Source organism: Spirochaeta lutea (assembly GCF_000758165.1).
GTDB lineage: Bacteria > Spirochaetota > Spirochaetia > DSM-27196 > Salinispiraceae > Spirochaeta_D > Spirochaeta_D lutea.
Genome location: NZ_JNUP01000003.1, coordinates 234,929 through 254,401, shown reverse-complemented (window position 1 = coordinate 254,401; position 19,473 = coordinate 234,929). Strand labels below are relative to the sequence as shown.

At 55.0% G+C, this 19,473-nt stretch carries 16 protein-coding genes; 9 read left to right on the top strand and 7 right to left on the bottom strand.

Translation table 11 applies throughout. The features are described 5' to 3' along the window. The first annotated feature begins 41 nt into the window (after positions 1 to 41). Complete coding sequence (locus DC28_RS01575) at positions 42 to 299, top strand: hypothetical protein (RefSeq protein WP_037544858.1); 258 nt, start codon at positions 42 to 44, stop codon at positions 297 to 299. Positions 300 to 396: 97 nt separating this feature from the next. Further along, positions 397 to 1,359: a glycoside hydrolase family 16 protein gene (locus DC28_RS01570; RefSeq protein WP_052078322.1), complete on the top strand. Its 963-nt coding sequence runs from the start codon at positions 397 to 399 to the stop codon at positions 1,357 to 1,359. 183 nt (positions 1,360 to 1,542) lie between these two features. On the opposite strand, the gene DC28_RS01565 is transcribed toward DC28_RS01570, so the two are convergent. From DC28_RS01565 to DC28_RS01555, 3 genes are all read right to left on the bottom strand, one after another. Then, the gene (locus tag DC28_RS01565; RefSeq protein WP_037544856.1) at positions 1,543 to 2,505 is read right to left on the bottom strand and encodes a PEGA domain-containing protein; all 963 of its coding nucleotides are present in this window, start codon (positions 2,503 to 2,505) and stop codon (positions 1,543 to 1,545) included. A 65-nt stretch (positions 2,506 to 2,570) separates the two neighbouring features. Next, complete coding sequence (locus tag DC28_RS01560) at positions 2,571 to 3,707, bottom strand: carboxypeptidase-like regulatory domain-containing protein (protein WP_037544853.1); 1,137 nt, start codon at positions 3,705 to 3,707, stop codon at positions 2,571 to 2,573. Positions 3,708 to 3,821: 114 nt separating this feature from the next. Then, positions 3,822 to 4,055, bottom strand: a complete 234-nt coding sequence (locus DC28_RS01555) for a SlyX family protein (RefSeq protein ID WP_037544852.1) — start codon at positions 4,053 to 4,055, stop codon at positions 3,822 to 3,824. Positions 4,056 to 4,133: 78 nt separating this feature from the next. Here DC28_RS01555 and DC28_RS15050 point away from each other — a divergent pair, with 78 nt between their 5' ends. From DC28_RS15050 to DC28_RS01535, 4 genes are all read left to right on the top strand, one after another. After that, positions 4,134 to 5,012, top strand: a complete 879-nt coding sequence (locus DC28_RS15050; RefSeq protein ID WP_156104531.1) for an MBL fold metallo-hydrolase — start codon at positions 4,134 to 4,136, stop codon at positions 5,010 to 5,012. Positions 5,013 to 5,074: 62 nt separating this feature from the next. Further along, the gene (purU, locus tag DC28_RS01545; RefSeq protein ID WP_052078320.1) at positions 5,075 to 5,956 is read left to right on the top strand and encodes a formyltetrahydrofolate deformylase; all 882 of its coding nucleotides are present in this window, start codon (positions 5,075 to 5,077) and stop codon (positions 5,954 to 5,956) included. 31 nt (positions 5,957 to 5,987) lie between these two features. Then, entirely contained in the window at positions 5,988 to 6,560 is a 573-nt protein-coding gene (gene cyaB / locus DC28_RS01540) for a class IV adenylate cyclase (RefSeq protein ID WP_037544850.1), read from the top strand. Between the two features lie 280 nt (positions 6,561 to 6,840). Further along, positions 6,841 to 7,152, top strand: a complete 312-nt coding sequence (locus DC28_RS01535) for an RNA recognition motif domain-containing protein (protein ID WP_037544848.1) — start codon at positions 6,841 to 6,843, stop codon at positions 7,150 to 7,152. Between the two features lie 257 nt (positions 7,153 to 7,409). On the opposite strand, the gene typA is transcribed toward DC28_RS01535, so the two are convergent. Next, positions 7,410 to 9,257: a translational GTPase TypA gene (gene typA, locus DC28_RS01525; RefSeq protein ID WP_037544844.1), complete on the bottom strand. Its 1,848-nt coding sequence runs from the start codon at positions 9,255 to 9,257 to the stop codon at positions 7,410 to 7,412. A 320-nt stretch (positions 9,258 to 9,577) separates the two neighbouring features. Next, positions 9,578 to 10,723 (bottom strand): DUF6765 family protein, encoded by a 1,146-nt coding sequence (locus tag DC28_RS01520; protein ID WP_037544843.1) that lies wholly within the window; start codon positions 10,721 to 10,723, stop codon positions 9,578 to 9,580. Between the two features lie 49 nt (positions 10,724 to 10,772). On the opposite strand from DC28_RS01520, the gene DC28_RS01515 reads away from it, so the two are divergent. After that, positions 10,773 to 11,456, top strand: a complete 684-nt coding sequence (locus tag DC28_RS01515) for an HAD family hydrolase (protein WP_037545111.1) — start codon at positions 10,773 to 10,775, stop codon at positions 11,454 to 11,456. After that, positions 11,453 to 12,892, top strand: a complete 1,440-nt coding sequence (locus DC28_RS01510) for a diacylglycerol/lipid kinase family protein (protein WP_037544841.1) — start codon at positions 11,453 to 11,455, stop codon at positions 12,890 to 12,892. The genes DC28_RS01515 and DC28_RS01510 overlap by 4 nt, the downstream gene beginning before the upstream one ends. On the opposite strand, the gene DC28_RS01505 is transcribed toward DC28_RS01510, so the two are convergent. Then, on the bottom strand, positions 12,786 to 13,649 hold the full coding sequence (locus tag DC28_RS01505) for an MBL fold metallo-hydrolase (protein WP_238565741.1): 864 nt from the start codon (positions 13,647 to 13,649) through the stop codon (positions 12,786 to 12,788). The genes DC28_RS01510 and DC28_RS01505 overlap by 107 nt on opposite strands. 129 nt (positions 13,650 to 13,778) lie before the next feature. Further along, positions 13,779 to 14,690: an ADP-ribosylglycohydrolase family protein gene (locus DC28_RS01500; protein WP_037545106.1), complete on the bottom strand. Its 912-nt coding sequence runs from the start codon at positions 14,688 to 14,690 to the stop codon at positions 13,779 to 13,781. 138 nt (positions 14,691 to 14,828) lie between these two features. Between DC28_RS01500 and DC28_RS01495 the strand changes: the two genes are divergently transcribed. Next, positions 14,829 to 19,409, top strand: a complete 4,581-nt coding sequence (locus tag DC28_RS01495) for an acyl-CoA dehydratase activase (protein ID WP_052078317.1) — start codon at positions 14,829 to 14,831, stop codon at positions 19,407 to 19,409. The last annotated feature ends 64 nt before the right edge of the window (positions 19,410 to 19,473 follow it).

The following is a 19,473-nucleotide window of genomic DNA, read 5'->3' as shown; positions in this document are numbered from 1 at the left end:
TCCTTTTTCTTGCTCCCCCTTCTACAACCCAAGAGGTTCGCATGAACCCCAGTAACGGCCGTACGCCCGATGATCCCCGGGAGCTCATCGCCGAGGTGTACCGGCAGATACTTGCTCTCCGGGAATCTGGCACTGAACCCACCCGGGTTCTCATGCCCGGCTCACAGTTCCGGCAGCTTCAGTGGTACCGCTGGTTCCTGGGCGAATCCCGGGCAGCTGTCCCGGACTACCTCGGTGAGTTTGAACTCTTTTCCCTTCCCATTTATACCAGCGACATCGACAAGGTTACCGTAGAGTAGACGCGGGAATCCGTTCACTCTAGGTAAATTCTGGACAGTTGGGGTATTCGCTGGTATCATAAGTTTTAATAAGAAACAAACAAACATAGGAGATTACATGCGAACCATGGTTCGACGAGTATTGATACTGTTCCTTGGGCTCGGGTTAACCCTCACCGCCCTGGGATGCGAGTGGGTTCTCAGTTCGGAACAGGATCCCTCGGAAACCCAGGAACCCGATTCCCAGGATGAAGATTCAACCCAGGAAGGCCAGGACGGAGATGCACCCCCTGACGAAGACCCGTATTGGAAGCTAACCTGGTACGATGAGTTCAACCAGGAAACCCTAGATACAAACACCTGGACCCGCCAGAAGTTGTTGAACCCCTATAACGGTGAATGGCAACGGTACACCGCCGAGGAATCCACTGCCTATACCCAGAACGGTAATTTGGTCATCAAAGCCAGCCACAACGGTGGGCTTCACAAGGCGGGCAACTATACCTCCGCCAGGGTTATCTCGAATCCCGGGGGCAATGACGGAACCTCGGATATTCCGGGCAAAACCTTCCTCTACGGACGTCTGGAGGCCCGGATTAAGCTACCCACGGGGAAGGGGATCTGGCCAGCCTTCTGGCTCCTGGGTGATTCCATCGGAGAAACGGGGGGGGATACCGATTGGCCGGCTTCAGGGGAGATAGATATCCTGGAAACAGGAGCAAAAAACGTGGATAGTTACTACGGACATGCCACGGTGGGCCAGGCGATCCATTATTCCAACGAAACGGATAATTGGGAGTACCGTCACGGTTCCCAAGGGCATCCCGACGGGCTTTGGGGTGATGATTACCATGTGTACGGGATCGAGTGGGATTCCCAGAAAATCCTCTGGACCATCGACGGCAGGGAAGTGCACCGGGAATTTATAAACAAGGACCACCTGAGTGAGTTTCATCAGCCCTTTTATGTGATTTTCAATATCGCCGTCGGGGGAACCTACACCTACGATCCCGACGCCACTACAGGGTTTCCGAAATACATGTACATCGATTGGATCCGGTACTACAAGCCCCGAAGCTAATTCGGATGAGATGAGCTACTAGCGCGCAAAAGCCTGTAAGCCACACCGGATATACCGTGACTTCCCGTGTCGCGGCTCCAGGGGGAGCTCACGGATGGGCAAAGTTAGAAGCTGTAACGCATTATAAAAGACTAATAAAAAAAGGCTGCTCGGGTGAGCAGCCTTTTTTTGTATCCTAGGGATCTATTCGAACCCCAGAACGGGGGTAAGGGCGGTGGTTTGACCCGCCTGGATGGTAACCAGGACCTCGGGGCTTTCGATACCACCGGCAGTAAACTTGATGCGGTAGTTACCCGGAGGCAGATCAAGGTCGCTGCGGCCGCTTCGGGAGTTAACCTGGTAGCGGGTGCCGTTGACGAAGTAGAACACATTGGCGGTATTGTTGGGGAAGGCCAGGCTCAGACGGCCGTTTAGGGGTTGGAGCGCCGCCTGGAGGGTCTGATTGCCCGTTAGGGTCAGGTTGGTGGTGAATTCCTGGTAGCCCGGCGCTGTAACCCGGATGGTGTAGGTGCCCCGGGGCAGGCTGGTAGAGACTCCGCTATCTCCCAGGCGGTCACCGTTGATGTAGACCGATGCTTCTTTTACGTTGGAATTAACCGTGAGGGTGTGCCGGACGGGCTGGAGGATGGCGCTAACGGTCTGGTTCCCGTTCAGGGTAACCCGGCCGGAGTACTCCTGGAATCCGTCGGCGGTTACCCGGATGGTGTAGGTGCCGGGGTTCAGGCTGGCAGAGCTGTTGCCGGTGCCGATTCGGTTGCCGTTCACAAAGACCTGGGCGTTGGATACGTTGGTATTCACGGACAAACTGAACTGCGGGGGCTGGAGATCGGCTCGGATGGTCTGATTACCCGTCAGGTTGACGGTGGTTTCGAAGTCCTGGTAGCCCTTGGCGGTTACCCGGATGCTGTAGGTTCCGGGCCGCAGCTCCAGAGTCAGGGGGGCACCGCGGTTTTGGAGGTCGTTGTTGATGTAAACATTCGCTCCGCGAATGTTGGAATCAATCTGCAGGGTTACCGTGGATACCCCGCCCCGGGACCGGCCCCCGGCAGATGCCTGGGCAAAGAGCCCTGAGGCGGCAAGGATCATGAGCAGGGCTGCCAGAATCAGGGTGCCGATTCTGCTGGTATGTACACTGTTTCGCTTCATAGTTTGGTTTCCTCATCATAAGTCCGGGCTCCGGAAGGGTCTCCGGAGCCCGCAGATACTGGTTGTTAGCGCTGATGCCCCGGGGCAACAACGATCTGGTTGACGGTTTGATCGTCCGCGCTACGGGGTGCCAGGGCCTCGATGTTGGGGAGGATCTGGAAATACTCCTTGCTATCGGAGTTCATAAAGTAGTTTATACGCACCATGTTGGCGTGTTTTATGTCGATGTTCTCCGGCAGGGTGAACTTGCCCAGGAGGGTTGAACCGGAGAAGACGTAGGATACCGGGTTGGCCCCGCCGGTGCCGTCTGCCGTGCTGAGAAGGCTATTGTCGCTATCGCCACCAGTGGAGCTCGTCGCATTGAAGGCGTTTACCTTGTAATCGAAGGAGGCGACCCACTTATAGGTTCCCGGGGGGAGTTTGGAAGGATCATCTGCGCTGGTTACAACGTACTCCGTTCCGCCGCTCAGAGCACCATAATTATGCTGCATGAAGGGGGCCCAATACAGGGATATGGTTTCCGGTCCCCCGGGCTGGTCATCCGAGTCGCCCCGGTTGTCTACATCCAGTTCTACCAGGGTCTCGGTTCCGTCTTTTACGATGGGATTGTTGTAGTAGACGTCTGTGCGGTTATCTGAACTGAACTCGGGGTGAGCATAGTCGGGAGCACCACCGATTGATGAAGGAACATAAAACTTGTTGTACTCGGATGCATCAGTAAACATATTAAAAGCACCTGATGGATCATACAGGCCCCCGCCGACTGCGGTGGGATAGTTGAAGTAGGTATCCACGTCCTTATAATCCTCGTCCCAGAAGGTTACGAAGGTGAGCACCGCGGCATTATCGGTTACGAAGCCCCCGAGCTGGGGCAGCCGGGTAAAGAGGCTGCTGATCTGGGTCCGCTCCTTGGTGAAGGTGTACCCGGATTTAGAGGCGGTGACATTGTAGTTTCCATTGGGAATACCGGTAAACTCATAATACCCGTTTGTACCGGTTTCCGATGAGGTCTTGGTGAACTTACCGTCGGTGCTGGTCAGGGTTACTTCTACACCCGCAAGGGGCGAGCCGGTTTTTACGTCGATTACGTAACCGTCGGGATATAAGAGTACCTCTACTTCGAACCACTCACAGCTGGTGAGGCCGAAGAGGGCCAGAAGGCTTATGGCGAGGATCGCCAGGTTGGTTGGTTTTAGTCGCATAGGGTTTTCCTCCAGGAAAAGTTGGTCTGTATTGTACAGTATACTCCCTGGGTGTAACAATTCAAGAAACTTGGGGTGTTACCCGGAAAAAACTAGGGGTTGTTGCGCGGGGAGCTAATAATGGGGGGGCGGGGCGTCGTGGGGGGCCTGGGATGCGAGGCCGGGCAGGAGCTCGGCGGCTTGTTGGAACCTCGCAGTAAGGGCCTGGATGGTGCGGCGGTGCTGATCCAGGGTTTTTTGCTGCTGGTAGACGACATCGGACATATCCTGGAGTTGGGCTTCCAGAAAGCTTACCTTCTGCTGCAGTTCCTGTATTTGGGTTGGGGTGGCATTCGAATCATCCTTCATAGTACCTAGGAGTATGCCAGACTTGGTGGAACAAGAAAAGTGCTTGCAGACGGGAAGGCTCGGTTGGTACAGTGGCGTATGATTACCGATGAGTCTCGAAGATTACGCTGTCTAAACGGCGGAGTGTGGTACCTTCCCCAGGATGAACGGACGGACCGGCCTGTTTTGGGGTATGTCCGGGGTACCGAAGGGGCGTTGATGGTGGATGCCGGAATGGGCCCCGGGCATGTGGCTGATTTTTTTGAAGGGATTCGGAAGCATGTTCTACCGTCGCCGGATCGGGTAGTGCTGACCCACTGGCATTGGGACCACGTTCTCGGTCTGGACGATTTATCTCGGTGCGGGCTGAAGGCCTACGGGAGAGGGGAAACCGACCGGGAACTGGAGGGCTTGAGGGGCAAGGATTGGAGCGATTCGGGCCTGGATGCCATGGTACGCGCCGGTGATCTGCCGGCCTTCAGCCGGGACTGCATCCGCCGAGAGATCCCCGAGGCTGCTCAGCGGAAGATCGGTGGTCTGGATATTCTGGTAGGGGATGAAAGGAGTCTCGATCTTGGGGGGCTGGAGGTTAGCCTGGTGCCCCTGGATTCACCCCATACGGATGACAGCCTCGCCGTGGTGGTGCCCGAGTACGGGGTTACTTTTTTGGGCGATGCGATCTACGGCCGGCGGTACCGGGGGGTGTACGGCTACAGAGTGGAGCAATTTATTGCCATGGTACACCGGCTCTTGGGTTTCGGGACGGATTGGTACGTGATTAGCCATATGGATCCCCTGAGCCGTCAGGGGTTGGAGGAGCTTCTTCTGCCCATGGCGGAGATGGCGGAGTTCGTGGGGGACAGGGGTGATGCAGAGGGATGCGCGGAAGAGTACGCGGGTAAACTGGGTAGGGGATTAACCGAGGATGAGGTACAAACCCTGGGGTTTTTTACCCAAGTTAATGCCCTGGAATTGTGAGGGCTGTTCTTGAGTTCGGCAGGGATTCTCTGCCATACTGGGGATTCAACAGGGAGGTTTGTATGGCGTTTGCATATTCCGGGGGTGATGATCCCCAACGGGCTATTTTGCTGCTTTCTTGCCCCGATACCCAGGGTATCGTTGCTGAGGTGAGTCATTTTATCTTTACCTACGGCGGTAATATTTTGGATAGCCATCAGCACAGCGACGGAGAGTCCGGGACCTTTTTTATGCGGGTGGAATGGAGTCTGGCTGGCTTTAAAATCCCCATGGAAAAAATTCATACAGCCTTTGAACCGGTTGCGTTAAAGTTTGATATGGATTTCCGGATTCATTTCTCGAGTCGGGCAACCCGGATGGCGATTATGGTGAGTCAGTACGATCATTGTTTGTATGATTTGATCCTGCGTAATAGGGAGGGAGAGACCCATGCGGATATCCGGTTGGTCATCGGTAACCATCCCCAGATGGAAGAGATTTGCCAGGCCTTTGAGATCCCCTTCTACCATGTGCCGGTAGCAAAGAAGAATAAGGCGGAGGCTGAGGCTAGGCAGATTGAGCTGTTACGGGAGCATGAGATTGATCTGGTGGTGCTCGCCCGGTATATGCAGATTCTCAGCGACGATTTTGTATCCACGTTTCCAAACCGGATTATCAATATTCACCACAGCTTCCTGCCTGCGTTTATCGGGGCGAAACCCTACCACCAGGCCTTTGCCCGGGGTGTCAAGATTATCGGGGCGACAAGCCATTATGTCACTGCCGATTTGGACCAGGGGCCGATTATCGAACAGGATGTTACCCGGATTAGTCATAAAGATTCGGTGCATAACCTGATTATGAAGGGGCGGAACCTAGAGAAGCTGGTGTTGAGCCGGGCTGTTAAACTGCATCTTGAGCACCGTGTTCTGGCCTACGGCAACAAAACCGTGGTCTTTGATTGAGAGCGTTCCGGATCGGACGAGGTGGTGAGCCATGAACTGGGAGATTGAGATAAAGGCCTGGGTGGATGATCCGGGGGCTTTGAGGAAGCAGATAGAGCGGCTCGGTGCCCGTAGTACGGGCCGCTACGATAAACAGGACGAATACTACAGGATCAGCCCTTCCGGGAAGGCTCGGGATGAAGGTAGAGAATTTCGACTCCGGGTGGATGGCTCCAGGGCAACGGTAACCTTTAAGGACAAATCCATTCGGGATGGCCTGGAGATGAACCGTGAAGGGGAATTCCGGGTTGATGATCCGGGGGTGTTTCGGGAGTTCATCCAGCGCATGGGGGCTAGGCTCCGGATTCGCAAGCGTAAGCGCGGTGAGGCCTTTGCCTACGGCAGGGTGCTTTTGGAATTATCCGAGGTGGAGGGGCTTGGGCATTTTATAGAACTGGAGTCGGTGTTTCATGAACATACCCGGATAGATGATCCTGCCTTCATTCAAAAAACCGAGGTTGAGCTCTTCTCCCTTCTGAAGGAATTGGGTATTTCCAGGGATAGGGTGGAGAGCCGGCCCTATACCCAGATGCTGCGGGAGGTATTAGAGGCAGGTGAATCATAAATGCTCCTGATTATTCTGTATTTTTGAGTGATGGGGTTATCTTTTCGTATTCTTAGCGGTCCGTTCTGTTGACAACCCCTGTAAAAGGCCCTATTCTGATCCTGTAGTCACCTAGGACTCCGTTGGAGCTTTTGACTGCCGTTTTTCCAGAGAAGACTTTCTTGATCGTTGCGAACCTCGTATGGGTGGGCTACAGAGAAGCTTTGAAGAAGACGAAGGGGACGCCGTCGGTGTCCTTAATTCAAGTCCGGATTTGTAGCCCGGACGAAAGAGGTTGGCAATGGCCAATAATAAATTGTACGTTGGTAACATGAGTTACCAAACCACCGAAGATTCTCTTCGGGATCATTTTTCACAGTTCGGTGAGGTTCTCTCTGCGAATATCATCATCGATCGTCAGACTGGCCGCTCCAAGGGCTTTGGTTTCGTTGAGTTTGAAACCGACGAAGCTGCTCAGGATGCAATTTCAGCTCTGAACGATCAGGAATTCGATGGACGCAGACTGCGGGTTAACGTAGCTCAGCCTCCCCAGGATCGGGATCGTGGTCCCCGTCGGTTTGACGGTGGCGGACGGGGCGGCCGTCGGTTCTAATTGAATCCGAATCTAGGTTCGGATTAGATTGAACCGGGGTGCTCCCGGAAGAAAAAGCCCAGGCTCGGAATGAGCTTGGGTTTTTTTGTACCCGGTGCGGGATAGGCTACAAGGTGGGTACAAGGCTGGATAGTGCTCCAGATTGAACAAAGCACCCTGAGAAAGGATCCGGGGTAGGCTGCTGGGGAAACCTGGTTATCCGGCCCGGTTTTTCGGTCCACCTAACCCGGAAGGGAAGCCTGTCCTAGGGCAGGTCGTTAGCCCTGCCAGTTGCCGGCGGCCCGCTTTTCTGCGATTTTGCGTTCATGGCTGGTGAGGATGCGTTTGCGAAGCCGGAGGCTTTTCGGGGTAACCTCGAGGAGTTCATCGGCGCTGAGGAAGTTCAGTGCGGATTCCAGGGTTAGGGGGGTAACGGGGGTAAGTACGACGTTTTCGTCCTTGCCAGCAGCCCTCATGTTGGAGAGCTTCTTTTCCTTAGCCGGATTTACCTCTAGATCGCCGGATCGATTGTGTTCTCCGATGATCATACCCTCATAGATTACATCGCCGGGTTGAATGAACATCCGGCCCCGGGGTTCCAGGTTGAAGATTGCGTAGGGGACGGCCTTGCCTGCCCTGTCGGACACCAGGGAGCCGCTGGTTCGGGTGGGGAAGTCTCCCCGGTAGGGCTCATAGCCCATGAGGTAGGAATTCAGCAGTCCCGTTCCGCGGGTGTCGGTAAGAAATTCGTCCCGGTATCCGATGAGTGCCCGGCTGGGGGCGGAGAATTCGACCCGGGTTCTGCCTGTTCCGTGGTTAACCATGGTCATGATTCGGGATTTGCGGATGGATAATTTTTCTGTAACAACCCCAACGTATTGGTCTTCGCAGTCGACAAACACATGTTCAATGGGTTCCAGGGTTTGACCGTTCTCCTGGCGGTTTAGGACACGGGGACGGCCTACACAGAGTTCGTAGCCCTCCCGGCGCAGGGTCTCCAGGATAATGGCCATCTGGAACTCGCCTCTTCCTTTTACCACGAAGCTTTCCTTATCTTCCCCGGGTTCCACGTGAATGGCTACATTCCGGAGAGACTCTTTTTGCAGGCGTTCCCAGATTTTACTGCCCTGAACAAATTTCCCCTCTGAGCCCGCTAGGGGACCGTTATTCCGGTAAAAATTCATGGCTACCGTGGGTTCATCCACGGTAATACGCTTCAGGGCCTGGGGTTGTTCTTTGGTGCAGATGGTGTCGCCGATGTGGACGTTTTCCACACCGCTTATGATGGCGATGTCCCCGGGCTGTATAGAATCGGCGTCGCCCAGGCTGAGCCCTTGATAGGTCTGCAGTTTTGATATTCGGAGGGGGGTCACAGAATCACCATGACCCACACAGACCATTTCTTGATTTGCTTTGACGCTGCCGTTGACAACCTTACCGATAGCAAGGCGGCCGAGGTAATCGCTGTAATCCAGGTCGCTGACCAGCATCTGGAAGGGGGCATCAGGTTTGTAGGATGGACCGGGCAGCTCATCGAGGATGGCGTCAAGAAGGGGGTGGAGATTGTCTCCCTTCTCATCCAGGGTTTTTTGGGCGATTCCGTCCCGGCCGATGGCGTAAAAGAGGGGGAATTCCAGCTGATCCTCCTGGGCATCCAGGTCGATGAGCAGGCTGTACACCTCATCCAGGACCTCCTGGGGGCGGGCATCTCCGCGGTCGATCTTGTTGATAACGGTAATCAGGGATAGGCCTGCTTCCAGGGCCTTTTTCAGTACGAACCGGGTCTGAGGGAGGGGGCCTTCGGCGGCATCGACCAGGAGAATGACACCATCCACCATGGAGAGGGCGCGCTCCACTTCACCGCCGAAGTCGGCGTGTCCCGGGGTATCGAGGATATTAATCTTGGTATTGCGCCAGAGGATGGAACAGTTTTTAGCCGAGATGGTAATACCCCGCTCCCGTTCGATATCTCCCCGGTCCATGATACGGTCGTTTACCTCTTGGTTATCCCGGAAGACTCCGCTCTGCCGGAAGAGGGCGTCTACCAGGGTGGTTTTTCCATGGTCTACATGGGCGATAATGGCAATATTACGAATGTTTGGGTTTTGTACACGGGTCGAGGACACCTTATATTCTCCTTATTTTATAAACCGGAAGGGATCATAAACATTATTGTTGGAATTGATCAGGGAGTATAGCCGATTTCGGTGGTTATGAATAGCGTCCCGGGGCCGGGGGCTGGAAGGCTTATGGTCCCGGGCGATGCAGGAGCTTGTTTTGGGAGACTGCGGGGTGTGATGAAGACCGATGTGGATACATCAGTGCCGGACCTGATCGGCTCGGGTGGGGGTGACGGAATTTGTGGGCTGGGGACATAGGATGGTATGTCGTACCAGCTCATACCCGGGCTGGTATGGAGATAGTCGTCCTCGGGTAGGCCCTTAGATTACACCGTATTGGCGATAATCCCCTCGGCTTCCCTGGCCTGTTCTTTAGCGGCCTCCATCCAGGCGTAATAGTGGGAATGCTCGAAATTGGGTTTTGCCGTGACAACCTGGGGTTCCAGTAGGTTTTGTTTCACCCCCAGTTCATGTTTCAGCCAGAGGTAGGTGTCGCTCCGGCGTTGCTGCTGGTCATCCAGGAGCGGGGCGTCGGGGAGTTCGACGGCTTGGCTTTTCCACTCCTGACGGTGGTAGGGGGCCAGATTCAGGGCCAGGGAGAAGTCCAGTTCCAGCTCTTCATCGGTCTTACCAAGATGTTGAGCCGGAGGGAGGGGACCGGAGAAACCAAACTGGCGAGCGGCTTTCCAGGCAAGCCCTTGGAGGCTGTAGGGTTTGCTGCGCCGGGTTTCGTCGGTTTTTTCCCAGAAATAATCTTCGTAGCTGGCGGAGAAATTCTGGGGTCCCAGGATTTGCTCCAATTCCATGATGACCAGGTCGGTGTTGTCCAGGGATCGGTGGTTGTAGGCGGCGAGATAGCGGTAAATCTTCCTGGCAGCGGCGATAAACCTCCGGCGGTTGAGGATGATGCGGTGTTCCGGGGTTAACCGAGGGTCGTACCATATGGTGTGGTAGGCATCGGGGTTGCGGCCGGCCTGGGCGTGGCCGATGGGGGGCACGGGGGAGAGGGATTCCAGGGTATTCCATGGTTGGTTGCGGCCGGTGAATTCCTGGTGGGCCCAGGAGTCCGCGAAAGTATGGAGGGCTATGCCGATCCGGTAGAGATTTCGGGTTTTGAGGGCCTGGATGAGCAGTTCTTTGACTGGAGCGCCGGAGGGCAGGGTGTTTAGGGCTGCCTGATTGGAGCTTCTGGCCTTCGAATCACCCCGGAAGGATTCCCGGCATGCCTGGTCGCCCGAGGGAAAAAAATGAAAGGGGAGCCATACCGATGATTCTTGGCTGGGATCCCAGAATCCGAAATGGTGGGTCGGTATGGTCCGGTATACCTGTCCGGAGGGCAGACGGATTTGAAGGGGGACGAGGTTGTGATCCACATAGTTGGCTGCATAGGCTAAGATTTGCGCATCGGTTGCAGAGAATCCGGCCCGGAGGGCAAGGAGGTAGGTTGTGGAATAATGGAAGATGCCGTTCACTGTCTAAACTTACTTGCTAATTTCCATATTGGCAATCTACAATGATGCCATGAGAGTGTTTTCCCTGCCGCCCCGAGGGCGGGCATTAATTTTTGATATGGATAATACCCTGTACACCCACCGGGAGTACGCTGAGCATCAGGAAGCGGTGCTGGTTCGGCGGTTGGCGGAGGAGATGGGCTGGGAGCTGAATGAGGCTGGTCATAGGGTCGATGAGTTTCGGCGCGGGTATGCAGCCGGACATCGGGGTAACAAGCCTAGTCTCGGCAATACCTTCTTGGCTCTCGGGGTGGATATGGCCACCAGCGTACGTTGGCGGAATGAAGAAATTCGTCCGGAGGATTTTTTGACGGCCGATCCCGACCTTAGGCACACCCTTTTTCACTTGGCGGAAGGGTACTCCCTCGGGGTTGTAACCAATAATCCTGTGGACCTTGCCCGGCGAACCCTGAATGCCCTGGGGATCGGGGAGGGGTTTCGGGTTTTGGTGGGGCTGGATACGACCCTGAAATCAAAACCAAGCCTTGAGCCCTTCCGGTCCGCCTGTGAGGCTCTGGAATTACCCCCAGGGGAGTGTATTTCTGTGGGTGATCGATTCGGCGTTGATATAGAGCCAGCCCTGGAGTTGGGAATGGGGGGGATTCTTGTGGATTCTGTCGGGGATGTGTATACCCTGCCTCAAATTCTACACCCAGTATCCGCCGGCGGAGGGCACCAGAGAGGGGACCAATGACCGTAGAACAGATTTCCCGGCACCTGACCGAGTTATGTGCGCACATCATATCCCGGAGTCCGTATTGGAGTGAATCCCGGGGTTGTAGACCCATGCTGCATGTTATCCTTAATCCCGCCGCCGGGGGGTTCATGCGGGAGGCTGTGCGGAACCAGTTTTTTGATGATCTGGAATCGCGAATCCAGGCGTTTTTGCCTATGGAGATGGTCATGTCCCATTCTGAAGCCCGGGCACGGATAAGCATTTACCCCACCCAGGCTCCGGGCAGTGGCAGTATTATTGCCAGGGATATCCTGGACCGGTTCCAGCTGGCTGGAGTGCAGGAGGATGATCAGTATCCCCCGGCTTCTTCCCGGGAGAACCGATCCCAGGGCGAGTCAGGGCGGGATTGGCCGTATTCTCCAGAAACCGAGGGGGCTCGGGGATGGATTCCGTCCCGAGAAACGGATCGGCCGGAGCATCTCATCATGAGCATCGGGGGTGACGGCACCCATTTGGAGGTTCTGAACGGGTTGATAGAATCCCTGGGATCCGGGGCGGGGAATGGTCCATCTCTGGGTTCGGCGCGTACCTCGGGTTCTTCACCGGGGGCGGATGACGCGGTGGTTGGGCTGTGCAGAGTCCCCATGGGAACGGGGAATGACGGAGTGGATCTTTTATCCTCGGGTGATATAGCCGGGGTATTGTATGCCCGGGCGGGTCTGGCGGCTCCTGAGGCCAGGGCTGTTCGGGTGACCACGGCCCGGGGTGAGGTGGCTGTGGCGGGGAATATTGCCGGTCTCGGGTTGGATGCCTATGTGGTTTTCCTCTCAGAACGGTATAAGCGGATTTTACCCGGTAATATCTATAAGTTTGCCGCGGACCTGGGGGTTCTTTCCTACAAGAGCCGATACAACCTGGGAGAGGCCCGGATCCGGTTGCAGACGTACCCTGGCTCCACGGAGCAGCCGGCCGGCCAGGGTCGCGGAATGAATCCGAGGGAGTCCCATGCTTCGGAAACCGTACAGAATTTCCAGGTGCCAGCATTAATCCCGGGGATCATCTGCATGGGTGCCAGCGGTTTTCGTACCTACGGAAACGGATTGCCCGTACTGCCCGGGGAGGAGAATGTCTGTATTATTCCCCTGGGTACGGTAGCCCAGAACATCGCTCTTAAATCCCAGCTCTACCGTGGAAGCCACGGGAAGGATCCCCGGGTGGGTCTGCACCGGGCAGCGAAGATGGTGGTGGATTACCACGGTAGGCTTCCCATGCAGTTAGACGGTGAGGTCCGATGGATCGAACCCCAGGATTTTCCCCTGGAATTTGAGGTGATTCAGGTGCCGGGGGTCAGACTGCTGGGAAATCGTAGTAATGATGCTGATGTACAAAGCCAGCGAAGCCGTTATCAAGTACCAGCTGTTCTTTTTCCTGAAAGGTATCGGGATAATGCATGAGGTGCATGACCTCTCGGTATTGATCCGGCAGGGTTAGGAGATCATCAAAGGGGGTATGGACACCCCCGGGGAAAAACTGGACATCGTGGAAAATCCACTCGATGGGGTAGGAGTCCACTACCGCGTGGATCAGTTCGGGATCAAACCTGGTATCCCCGGTAAAAAAGATGCGGTCGTCAATGACCAGTCCGATGGAGTAGGCGCTTTCCCGCCATGATTTCGCACTATCGGGGTAGTGCATGGTACGGATGAGGGTCAGGGAAAAGCCTCGATATTCAATCCGCCACGCATCCCTGCCCAGACCGGTCACCGGTTCAGGGGCGTACACCGTAAAAAAATCATCAAAATGCAGCAGGCTGCCCCCGTTTCGCTCGTTGTAGGCTGCCCCGCCCCGGAGGGAGTATTCCCAGAGCATCTTCTGGTATTCGGGGGTTATAATGATATTCGGCTTTTTCTTGGTCACATACCTGCCCATGAGCATGACCTCTTCTAAACCGCCGATATGATCTGCATGACTGTGGGTGACCAAGAAGTTCTCGATGGTGGTGATCGGTACTCCCAGGGTATAGAAGGCCTCGGGAGTCCGGGTGCCGCAGTCTACCATGATATGCTGGTCTCCCTTGATGAGGAGAACGTTGTTTTGGTACAGCTTTTTGGTGAAGGCACTGCCGGTACCAACGGGAAAGAGGCTAAGGTGGCCATTGTTTTTAAGGGAAAGGGGTCGTTTTTCGATATGAAGGCTACTTTTTTTTATCACAAGAATTCCTATCTATTAGTACCAGAATTTACAACCACACTATAGCACCTATTATCGGTTCTCCCCAAACCATTTTTAACTCATCACGGAAAAAACTAATCTTTGAGTCGGTGGGTAATTGGGAATGCTTTACCTGAGGATTACACTGTCAAGAAAATGAACGACCTCGTCCTTGGCCTTCAGTTGGGAAAGCCAGGAGTCCGGAAGGGCTGATGCTCCGTGAAATGCCCCAAGGATCATACCAATAGCGAGGCCTCGGGCGCAACTGTCTCCTCCTGCCAAAAGGTTCTGCTCCAGGGCGTGGAGAAAACTGCCTTCGTGTTTCTTAATAATGTACACCGTTGAGGGGAGGGCTCCGGAAATCCCGCAGGCCTGACCGAAGTCGGCCACGGCTTGGCGGGTGCTTGCAGTGGTATGGTTCAAACCGGCATTGATGTAATCTGTGGTCTGTTTGCTATACAGCCCCTGGGAAATAACCTGGTGCATAGCCAGGGTAGGGTGTTCGCCCCCGAGAACCCGGTAGAGAACCCGGGCGAAAAAATCCGCTGCCTCAAGTACTCCCGGGGAGTTGTGGGTCACCGCGCTCTGGGACCTTGCAGCGTCTACCAAGGACGGCAGGTCTTCATGGTAAAGCACCGCCAGGGGGGCAATTCGGGAAGCGGCTGATAGATCAGTGGAGGTTGAACCCGAGGGGACAGGAGGATTTTTTCTTGAAAGATTTTGCAGGGTTACCTTGGTGGCATGATCTTGGTAGCCCGGGTACTCAGTCATGGTCTTTTTCCATCGGGCAGTAAAATCACCCTGGTCAAAGGTACGGCATTGAAGAAGGGATTCCATGAGAATCAAGATCTGATCGCCGTAGGGGGATTGATCGCCTGCCGTCTTACCGGGATGGAAAGAATCGGGCAGGGGGTTGGTAAGCCCTTCGGGGGTGCCGTAGAGTTCATCGATACGATCCGTGTCATATATCCAATGGGCGCCTAGGCTGTAGGCATCACCCAGGAGGGATCCTAACATCAGGCCTTCAAGTTTTCCTATCATTGTGTACACCTCTTTCAGAACCGGGGTTCTGGGAGTTTTCGCATTGTGTACCATTCAACATACTTCTCCTGGGAAAAAGAGTCCAGCATAACCAGTATATTGCCCAAAAATAGCCAATGGGATAGCATATCTCCAGATATGAATACTACCTACCTTCTTGTCGGAATAGATGTGGGGTCTACCACGGTTAAAGCGGCGGTGGTGAATCCAGCCGATACTAGACTTCTCTACAGCCGATACCAGCGGCATAACGCTGCACCGAGTCTGGTGGTGCGGAATGTACTTGAAGACTTGGCGGAACGATTCGGTTCGGTCCCCTGGAGGGTGAGCTACTGCGGGAGCGGTGGTCAATCCTTTGTCTCCCGTACCGGTGGATTTTTTATTCAGGAGGTTGTGGCAAATACCCTCGCTGTAAAGACCTTCTTCCCCCGAACCAGGGTAGCAATTGAACTGGGCGGCCAGGATGCGAAGGTTATTTTTTTCAGGCAGGACGAGAAGACCGGGCAGCTCATTGCCTCGGATATGAGGATGAATGGCAGTTGCGCCGGGGGAACCGGTGCCTTTATCGATCAAATTGCTGAGTTGCTCCATGTACGGCCCGAGGATTTCGGCACTCTTGCCAAGAATGGATCCCGGGTATACGAGATCAGCGGACGATGCGGTGTTTTTGCTAAAACAGATATTCAGCCTCTGCTGAATCAGGGGGTTTCCCGGGAAGACATCGCTCTTTCAACCTTTCATGCTATTGCCAAACAGACCATCGGCGGACTTGCCCAGGGAATGGAGATTCATCCCCCGGTTATCTTCGAGGGCGGCCCGCTGACCTTTAACCCCGTACTTGTCCAGGTATTCGCCCAGCGCTTGGGGCTGACGGAGGATCAGATCATCCTCCCTCCAAAGCCGGAGATCTTGGTTGCCTACGGTGCTGCCCTTGGGGGGGACGGGATGTTTCCCCAGCAGCCCTGTGATTTCTCCCTGGATCGGGGACTTGCCATGCTCCAACACCCCTCTCCGGGCCGAGGTCTGGATCGTTCTTTCCCAACCGGTGTGTCTGAAGCAGTTTCCGGGAAGGCGGGGGGGCTGGGCTCAGCACTTCCTGAAGGATTGGATGTAAACGGGTCAGATTTTTCCTCCCGGCCCCTATTTTTGCATGACGGAGAGCGTACCGAGTTTTACCAGCGTCATTCCAGGGTATGGGGGATCGAATCGTGTGAGGCGAAGGCTTCTTCGAGTGCCGGGCCGGACGATCAGAGTACCGGCTTGGTCCCAGGGAGTGCCGGGTCGGACGATCAGCGTGGTACGCCAACCCCATCACATGCCGGTGCGGATCGTGCCCGGGGTTATGTAGGGATTGATGGAGGCTCTACGACCACCAAGATGGTGCTTATTAGCGAGGATGGGGTGATCCTTGACCGATACTATTCCGGAAATGCCGGTGAGCCCCTGGAAGCCCTGAAGACCGGATTACTCCAGATTAAGAAGAACAATCCCAGAGTCGAGGTTTTAGGGGTTGGAACGACGGGTTACGCTGAGCATCTCTTCGCTGCAGCCCTCAGGGCCGACTACCACAATGTTGAGACCGTAGCCCATGCAGAGGCGGCAAAACGCTTTAACCCGGATGTAGGATTCATCCTGGATATCGGGGGCCAGGATATGAAGGCGATTCAACTGGATGGGGGTATTGTCACGGGGATTGTATTGAATGAGGCCTGTTCAGCCGGCTGCGGTTCCTTTATCGAGACCTACGCCAGGAGCCTGGGAATACCCCTGGAGGAGATTGCGGAGCGGGCCTTTGAATCCACCGAGCCCTCCTGCCTTGGAAGCCGCTGTACGGTGTTTATGAACAGCTCCATCATCACCGAACAAAAGAACGGCAAAACCACCGGCGATATTCTGGCGGGGTTGTGTAAGTCCATTATCGAGAATGTATTCACCAAGGTTGTCCGGGTATCGAACATTGATAGTCTGGGAGAGACCATCATGGTACAGGGGGGAACCTTTAAGAACGATGCAGTTCTGCGGGCCATGGAGCTTTATACGGGCAAGCGGGTGGTGCGGCCGCCTTTTCCGGGAGAGATGGGGGCCCTGGGGGTAGCCCTGCTGACCAAACAGGATATGGAGAGACGTCCGCGCACTAGCAGCTTCATCGGTTTAGAAGGGATCGAGGGGTTCACCTATCGGACCACCCCGGGGCTGATTTGCCCCTTCTGTTCGAATAACTGCAATCGGACTGCAGTAGAGTTTCCGGGTCAGGGGATCTATGTGACAGGTAACCGCTGTGAACGCGGCCAGGTTCTGGGGGAGGCCCATGATCCGGGGGTACGTCAACGCCTGAAGGATATTAATACCAAACTCTCGGCTGTTCCGGATTTGGTCGAACTCCAGAATAAGCTGCTGGTCCAGGACTATGGCGGTGAGTTCAAGGGGAAATCTGCTGGTATCCGCATCGGGCTGCCCCGAGCCTTGGAGTTCTATCAGAGTCTGCCCTTTTGGAAGGCCTTTTTTACAGCCTTGGGATGTACTGTAGTGGTGTCCGACCGGTCCAGCTACCCGCTCTTCGAGGAAGGGTTACCCCTGGTTCCCTCGGATACGGTATGTTTTCCGGGGAAGTTGGCCCATGGACATGTTGAGAATCTGATAGCCAAGGGGGTAGATCGGATTTTTATGCCCATGATGATTCGTGTGCCCTCCGAAATTACCACTGCCCGGGACAGCAAGCATATGTGCGCCGTGGTCGCTGGGTATCCCCTGGTAATTCGGAACAGCGATGATCCTTTGGGTCGCCACGGAATTCCCCTGGATAATCCGGTATTCCATTGGTATGACAAACAGCGCAAGGATGAGCAGATTCTATCCTGGGCTCGGGCAGTTTTTGGAGTATCCGATAGAATCGTGTACACGGCCATCGAGGTGGGGGAACGGGCTATGGCCATGTACAAACGTACCCTGGAAGAGGCTGGCGAACAGGTTCTTGGAGGGTTGAAGGAAGGTGAGTTCGGCGTCGTCCTAGCCGGCAGGCCCTATCACTATGACGAGTTGGTCTGCCATTCCCTCTCGAAGCATTTTACAAAGCTGGGTATTCCGGTGCTCACCCTGGATTCCCTGCCAAGTCTCGGACGGGAAGACCTGGGGGCCTCCCGGATGGATGTGTGGAATCCCTTTCATGGGAAGATGTTGGCTGCTGCCATGGGGGTGGCGAAGAACGCCCGGCTGGAGCTCGTGCAGATTGTAAGCTTTGGTTGCGGGCATGATGCAGTAATTAGCGATGAGATGGTACGGATTCTCCATGCGAAATCTGAGAAGGAGATGCTCATCCTGAAACTTGACGAGGGGGAAAATCTCGGGCCTCTGCATGTTCGGATCACCTCCTTCATAGAAACCATCAAGGCGAAACGGCGGCTACAGAGGAGCCGGTATCATTGGAATCCCCTGGATAACCCATATAAAACCATGTTTACCAAACGGGACCGGAAGGGACGGACCATTCTGATTCCGAATCTTTCGCCATCCTTCTCTATGCTCATCGGCAGGGTGATAGAATCCAAGGGCTACAGGGTCAAGGTAATGCCGCTGGCGGATAAACGAGCCATTGAGCTGGGAAAACGCTATGTTCATAACGATATTTGTTTTCCTGCGCAGATCAACATCGGGGAGGCTCTGCGCAGTCTGGAATCCGGGATATTGAAGGGATCCAGGGCAGCCGTGGGTATTGCTAATAACTGCAAGGACTGCCGGGCCGGACACTATGTACCCCTCACTCGAAAGGCCCTGGACGATGCAGGATACTCGGAGGTTCCGATTATTACCACCGGTCGAGATGATAAGGGGATTCATCCCGGGTTCCGTCTTGGGCTGGGGTTCCGGCTGCAGATGATGCACGGGCTTCCGGCCATTGATGCTCTTGAGCGGTTGGTACGTATGGTGCGGCCCTATGAACGAAGTCCCGGTGAGGCTCAGAGGGCTTATGAAGCATCCTTGAGGGATATCTTGGAATCCGTGCACCGGGGGGTTCGCGGGGTACGGAAGAGTGTTCGGCGAATGGTCCAGCGGTTTAACCGGATCGAAGTGGATCGGACCACACGGAATCCCCGGGTCGGGGTAATCGGCGAGATACTCATGAACTTTCACCCGGTAGCTAACGGTCATGTGGAATCCTATTTGGAACAAAACGGCTTGGAGGTTGTGGAGGCGACCCTGAGTGATTTCTTTCGAAGAGATTTTGTAATCGATTCCATCAAGGCGGCACGCAGGCTGCTTCCCTTCCCCCAGTTATCCACGGTTGTCGGCCGGGTAACATCCAAGTTATTTGCGTGGATGGTTCACCAGGTGGAACGGGAGTTGCAGGCGTTCCACCTCTATGAGGGGCATTTTGATCTGACAGATATGATGGAATCCATGAAGGGGATCATTGATCCCCTCTATACCACCGGAGAGGGCTGGCTCATTCCGGGAGAGATCGCTGAGTTGGCAAAACGGGGGGTAAACTCCTTCGTCATTATTAATCCCTTCGGGTGTATCCCGAACCATATCACCGGGAGGGGGATGATTAAAAAACTCAAGGAGCTGTATCCCCATATTCAGATTCTCTCTTTGGACTATGACCCGGATACGAGTTTTGCAAATATCGAGAACCGTTTACAGATGCTGATTATGAATGCCCGGGGATTAGAAGAGGGGGCGCGTACTCGGCGGGAGGAGCTCAGCAGGGCCGGAATTTGAGATGAGATCACCTTCGGCCGTGGGGCTGATGTGAGCTCATTCCCGGAGGAACCCTAGGCTCAGG

Bases quoted from the DNA above. Each gene is read 5' to 3' on its own strand.
- DC28_RS01515 (WP_037545111.1), top strand. From the start codon at position 10,773: ATGAGAGTGTTTTCCCTGCCGCCCCGAGGGCGGGCATTAATTTTTGAT.
- purU (WP_052078320.1), top strand. From the start codon at position 5,075: ATGGCGTTTGCATATTCCGGGGGTGATGATCCCCAACGGGCTATTTTG.
- cyaB (WP_037544850.1), top strand. From the start codon at position 5,988: ATGAACTGGGAGATTGAGATAAAGGCCTGGGTGGATGATCCGGGGGCT.
- DC28_RS01570 (WP_052078322.1), top strand. From the start codon at position 397: ATGCGAACCATGGTTCGACGAGTATTGATACTGTTCCTTGGGCTCGGG.
- DC28_RS01500 (WP_037545106.1), bottom strand. From the start codon at position 14,690: ATGATAGGAAAACTTGAAGGCCTGATGTTAGGATCCCTCCTGGGTGAT.
- DC28_RS01510 (WP_037544841.1), top strand. From the start codon at position 11,453: ATGACCGTAGAACAGATTTCCCGGCACCTGACCGAGTTATGTGCGCAC.
- DC28_RS01495 (WP_052078317.1), top strand. From the start codon at position 14,829: ATGAATACTACCTACCTTCTTGTCGGAATAGATGTGGGGTCTACCACG.
- DC28_RS01555 (WP_037544852.1), bottom strand. From the start codon at position 4,055: ATGAAGGATGATTCGAATGCCACCCCAACCCAAATACAGGAACTGCAG.
- DC28_RS01535 (WP_037544848.1), top strand. From the start codon at position 6,841: ATGGCCAATAATAAATTGTACGTTGGTAACATGAGTTACCAAACCACC.
- DC28_RS01560 (WP_037544853.1), bottom strand. From the start codon at position 3,707: ATGCGACTAAAACCAACCAACCTGGCGATCCTCGCCATAAGCCTTCTG.
- DC28_RS01575 (WP_037544858.1), top strand. From the start codon at position 42: ATGAACCCCAGTAACGGCCGTACGCCCGATGATCCCCGGGAGCTCATC.
- DC28_RS01565 (WP_037544856.1), bottom strand. From the start codon at position 2,505: ATGAAGCGAAACAGTGTACATACCAGCAGAATCGGCACCCTGATTCTG.
- DC28_RS15050 (WP_156104531.1), top strand. From the start codon at position 4,134: ATGATTACCGATGAGTCTCGAAGATTACGCTGTCTAAACGGCGGAGTG.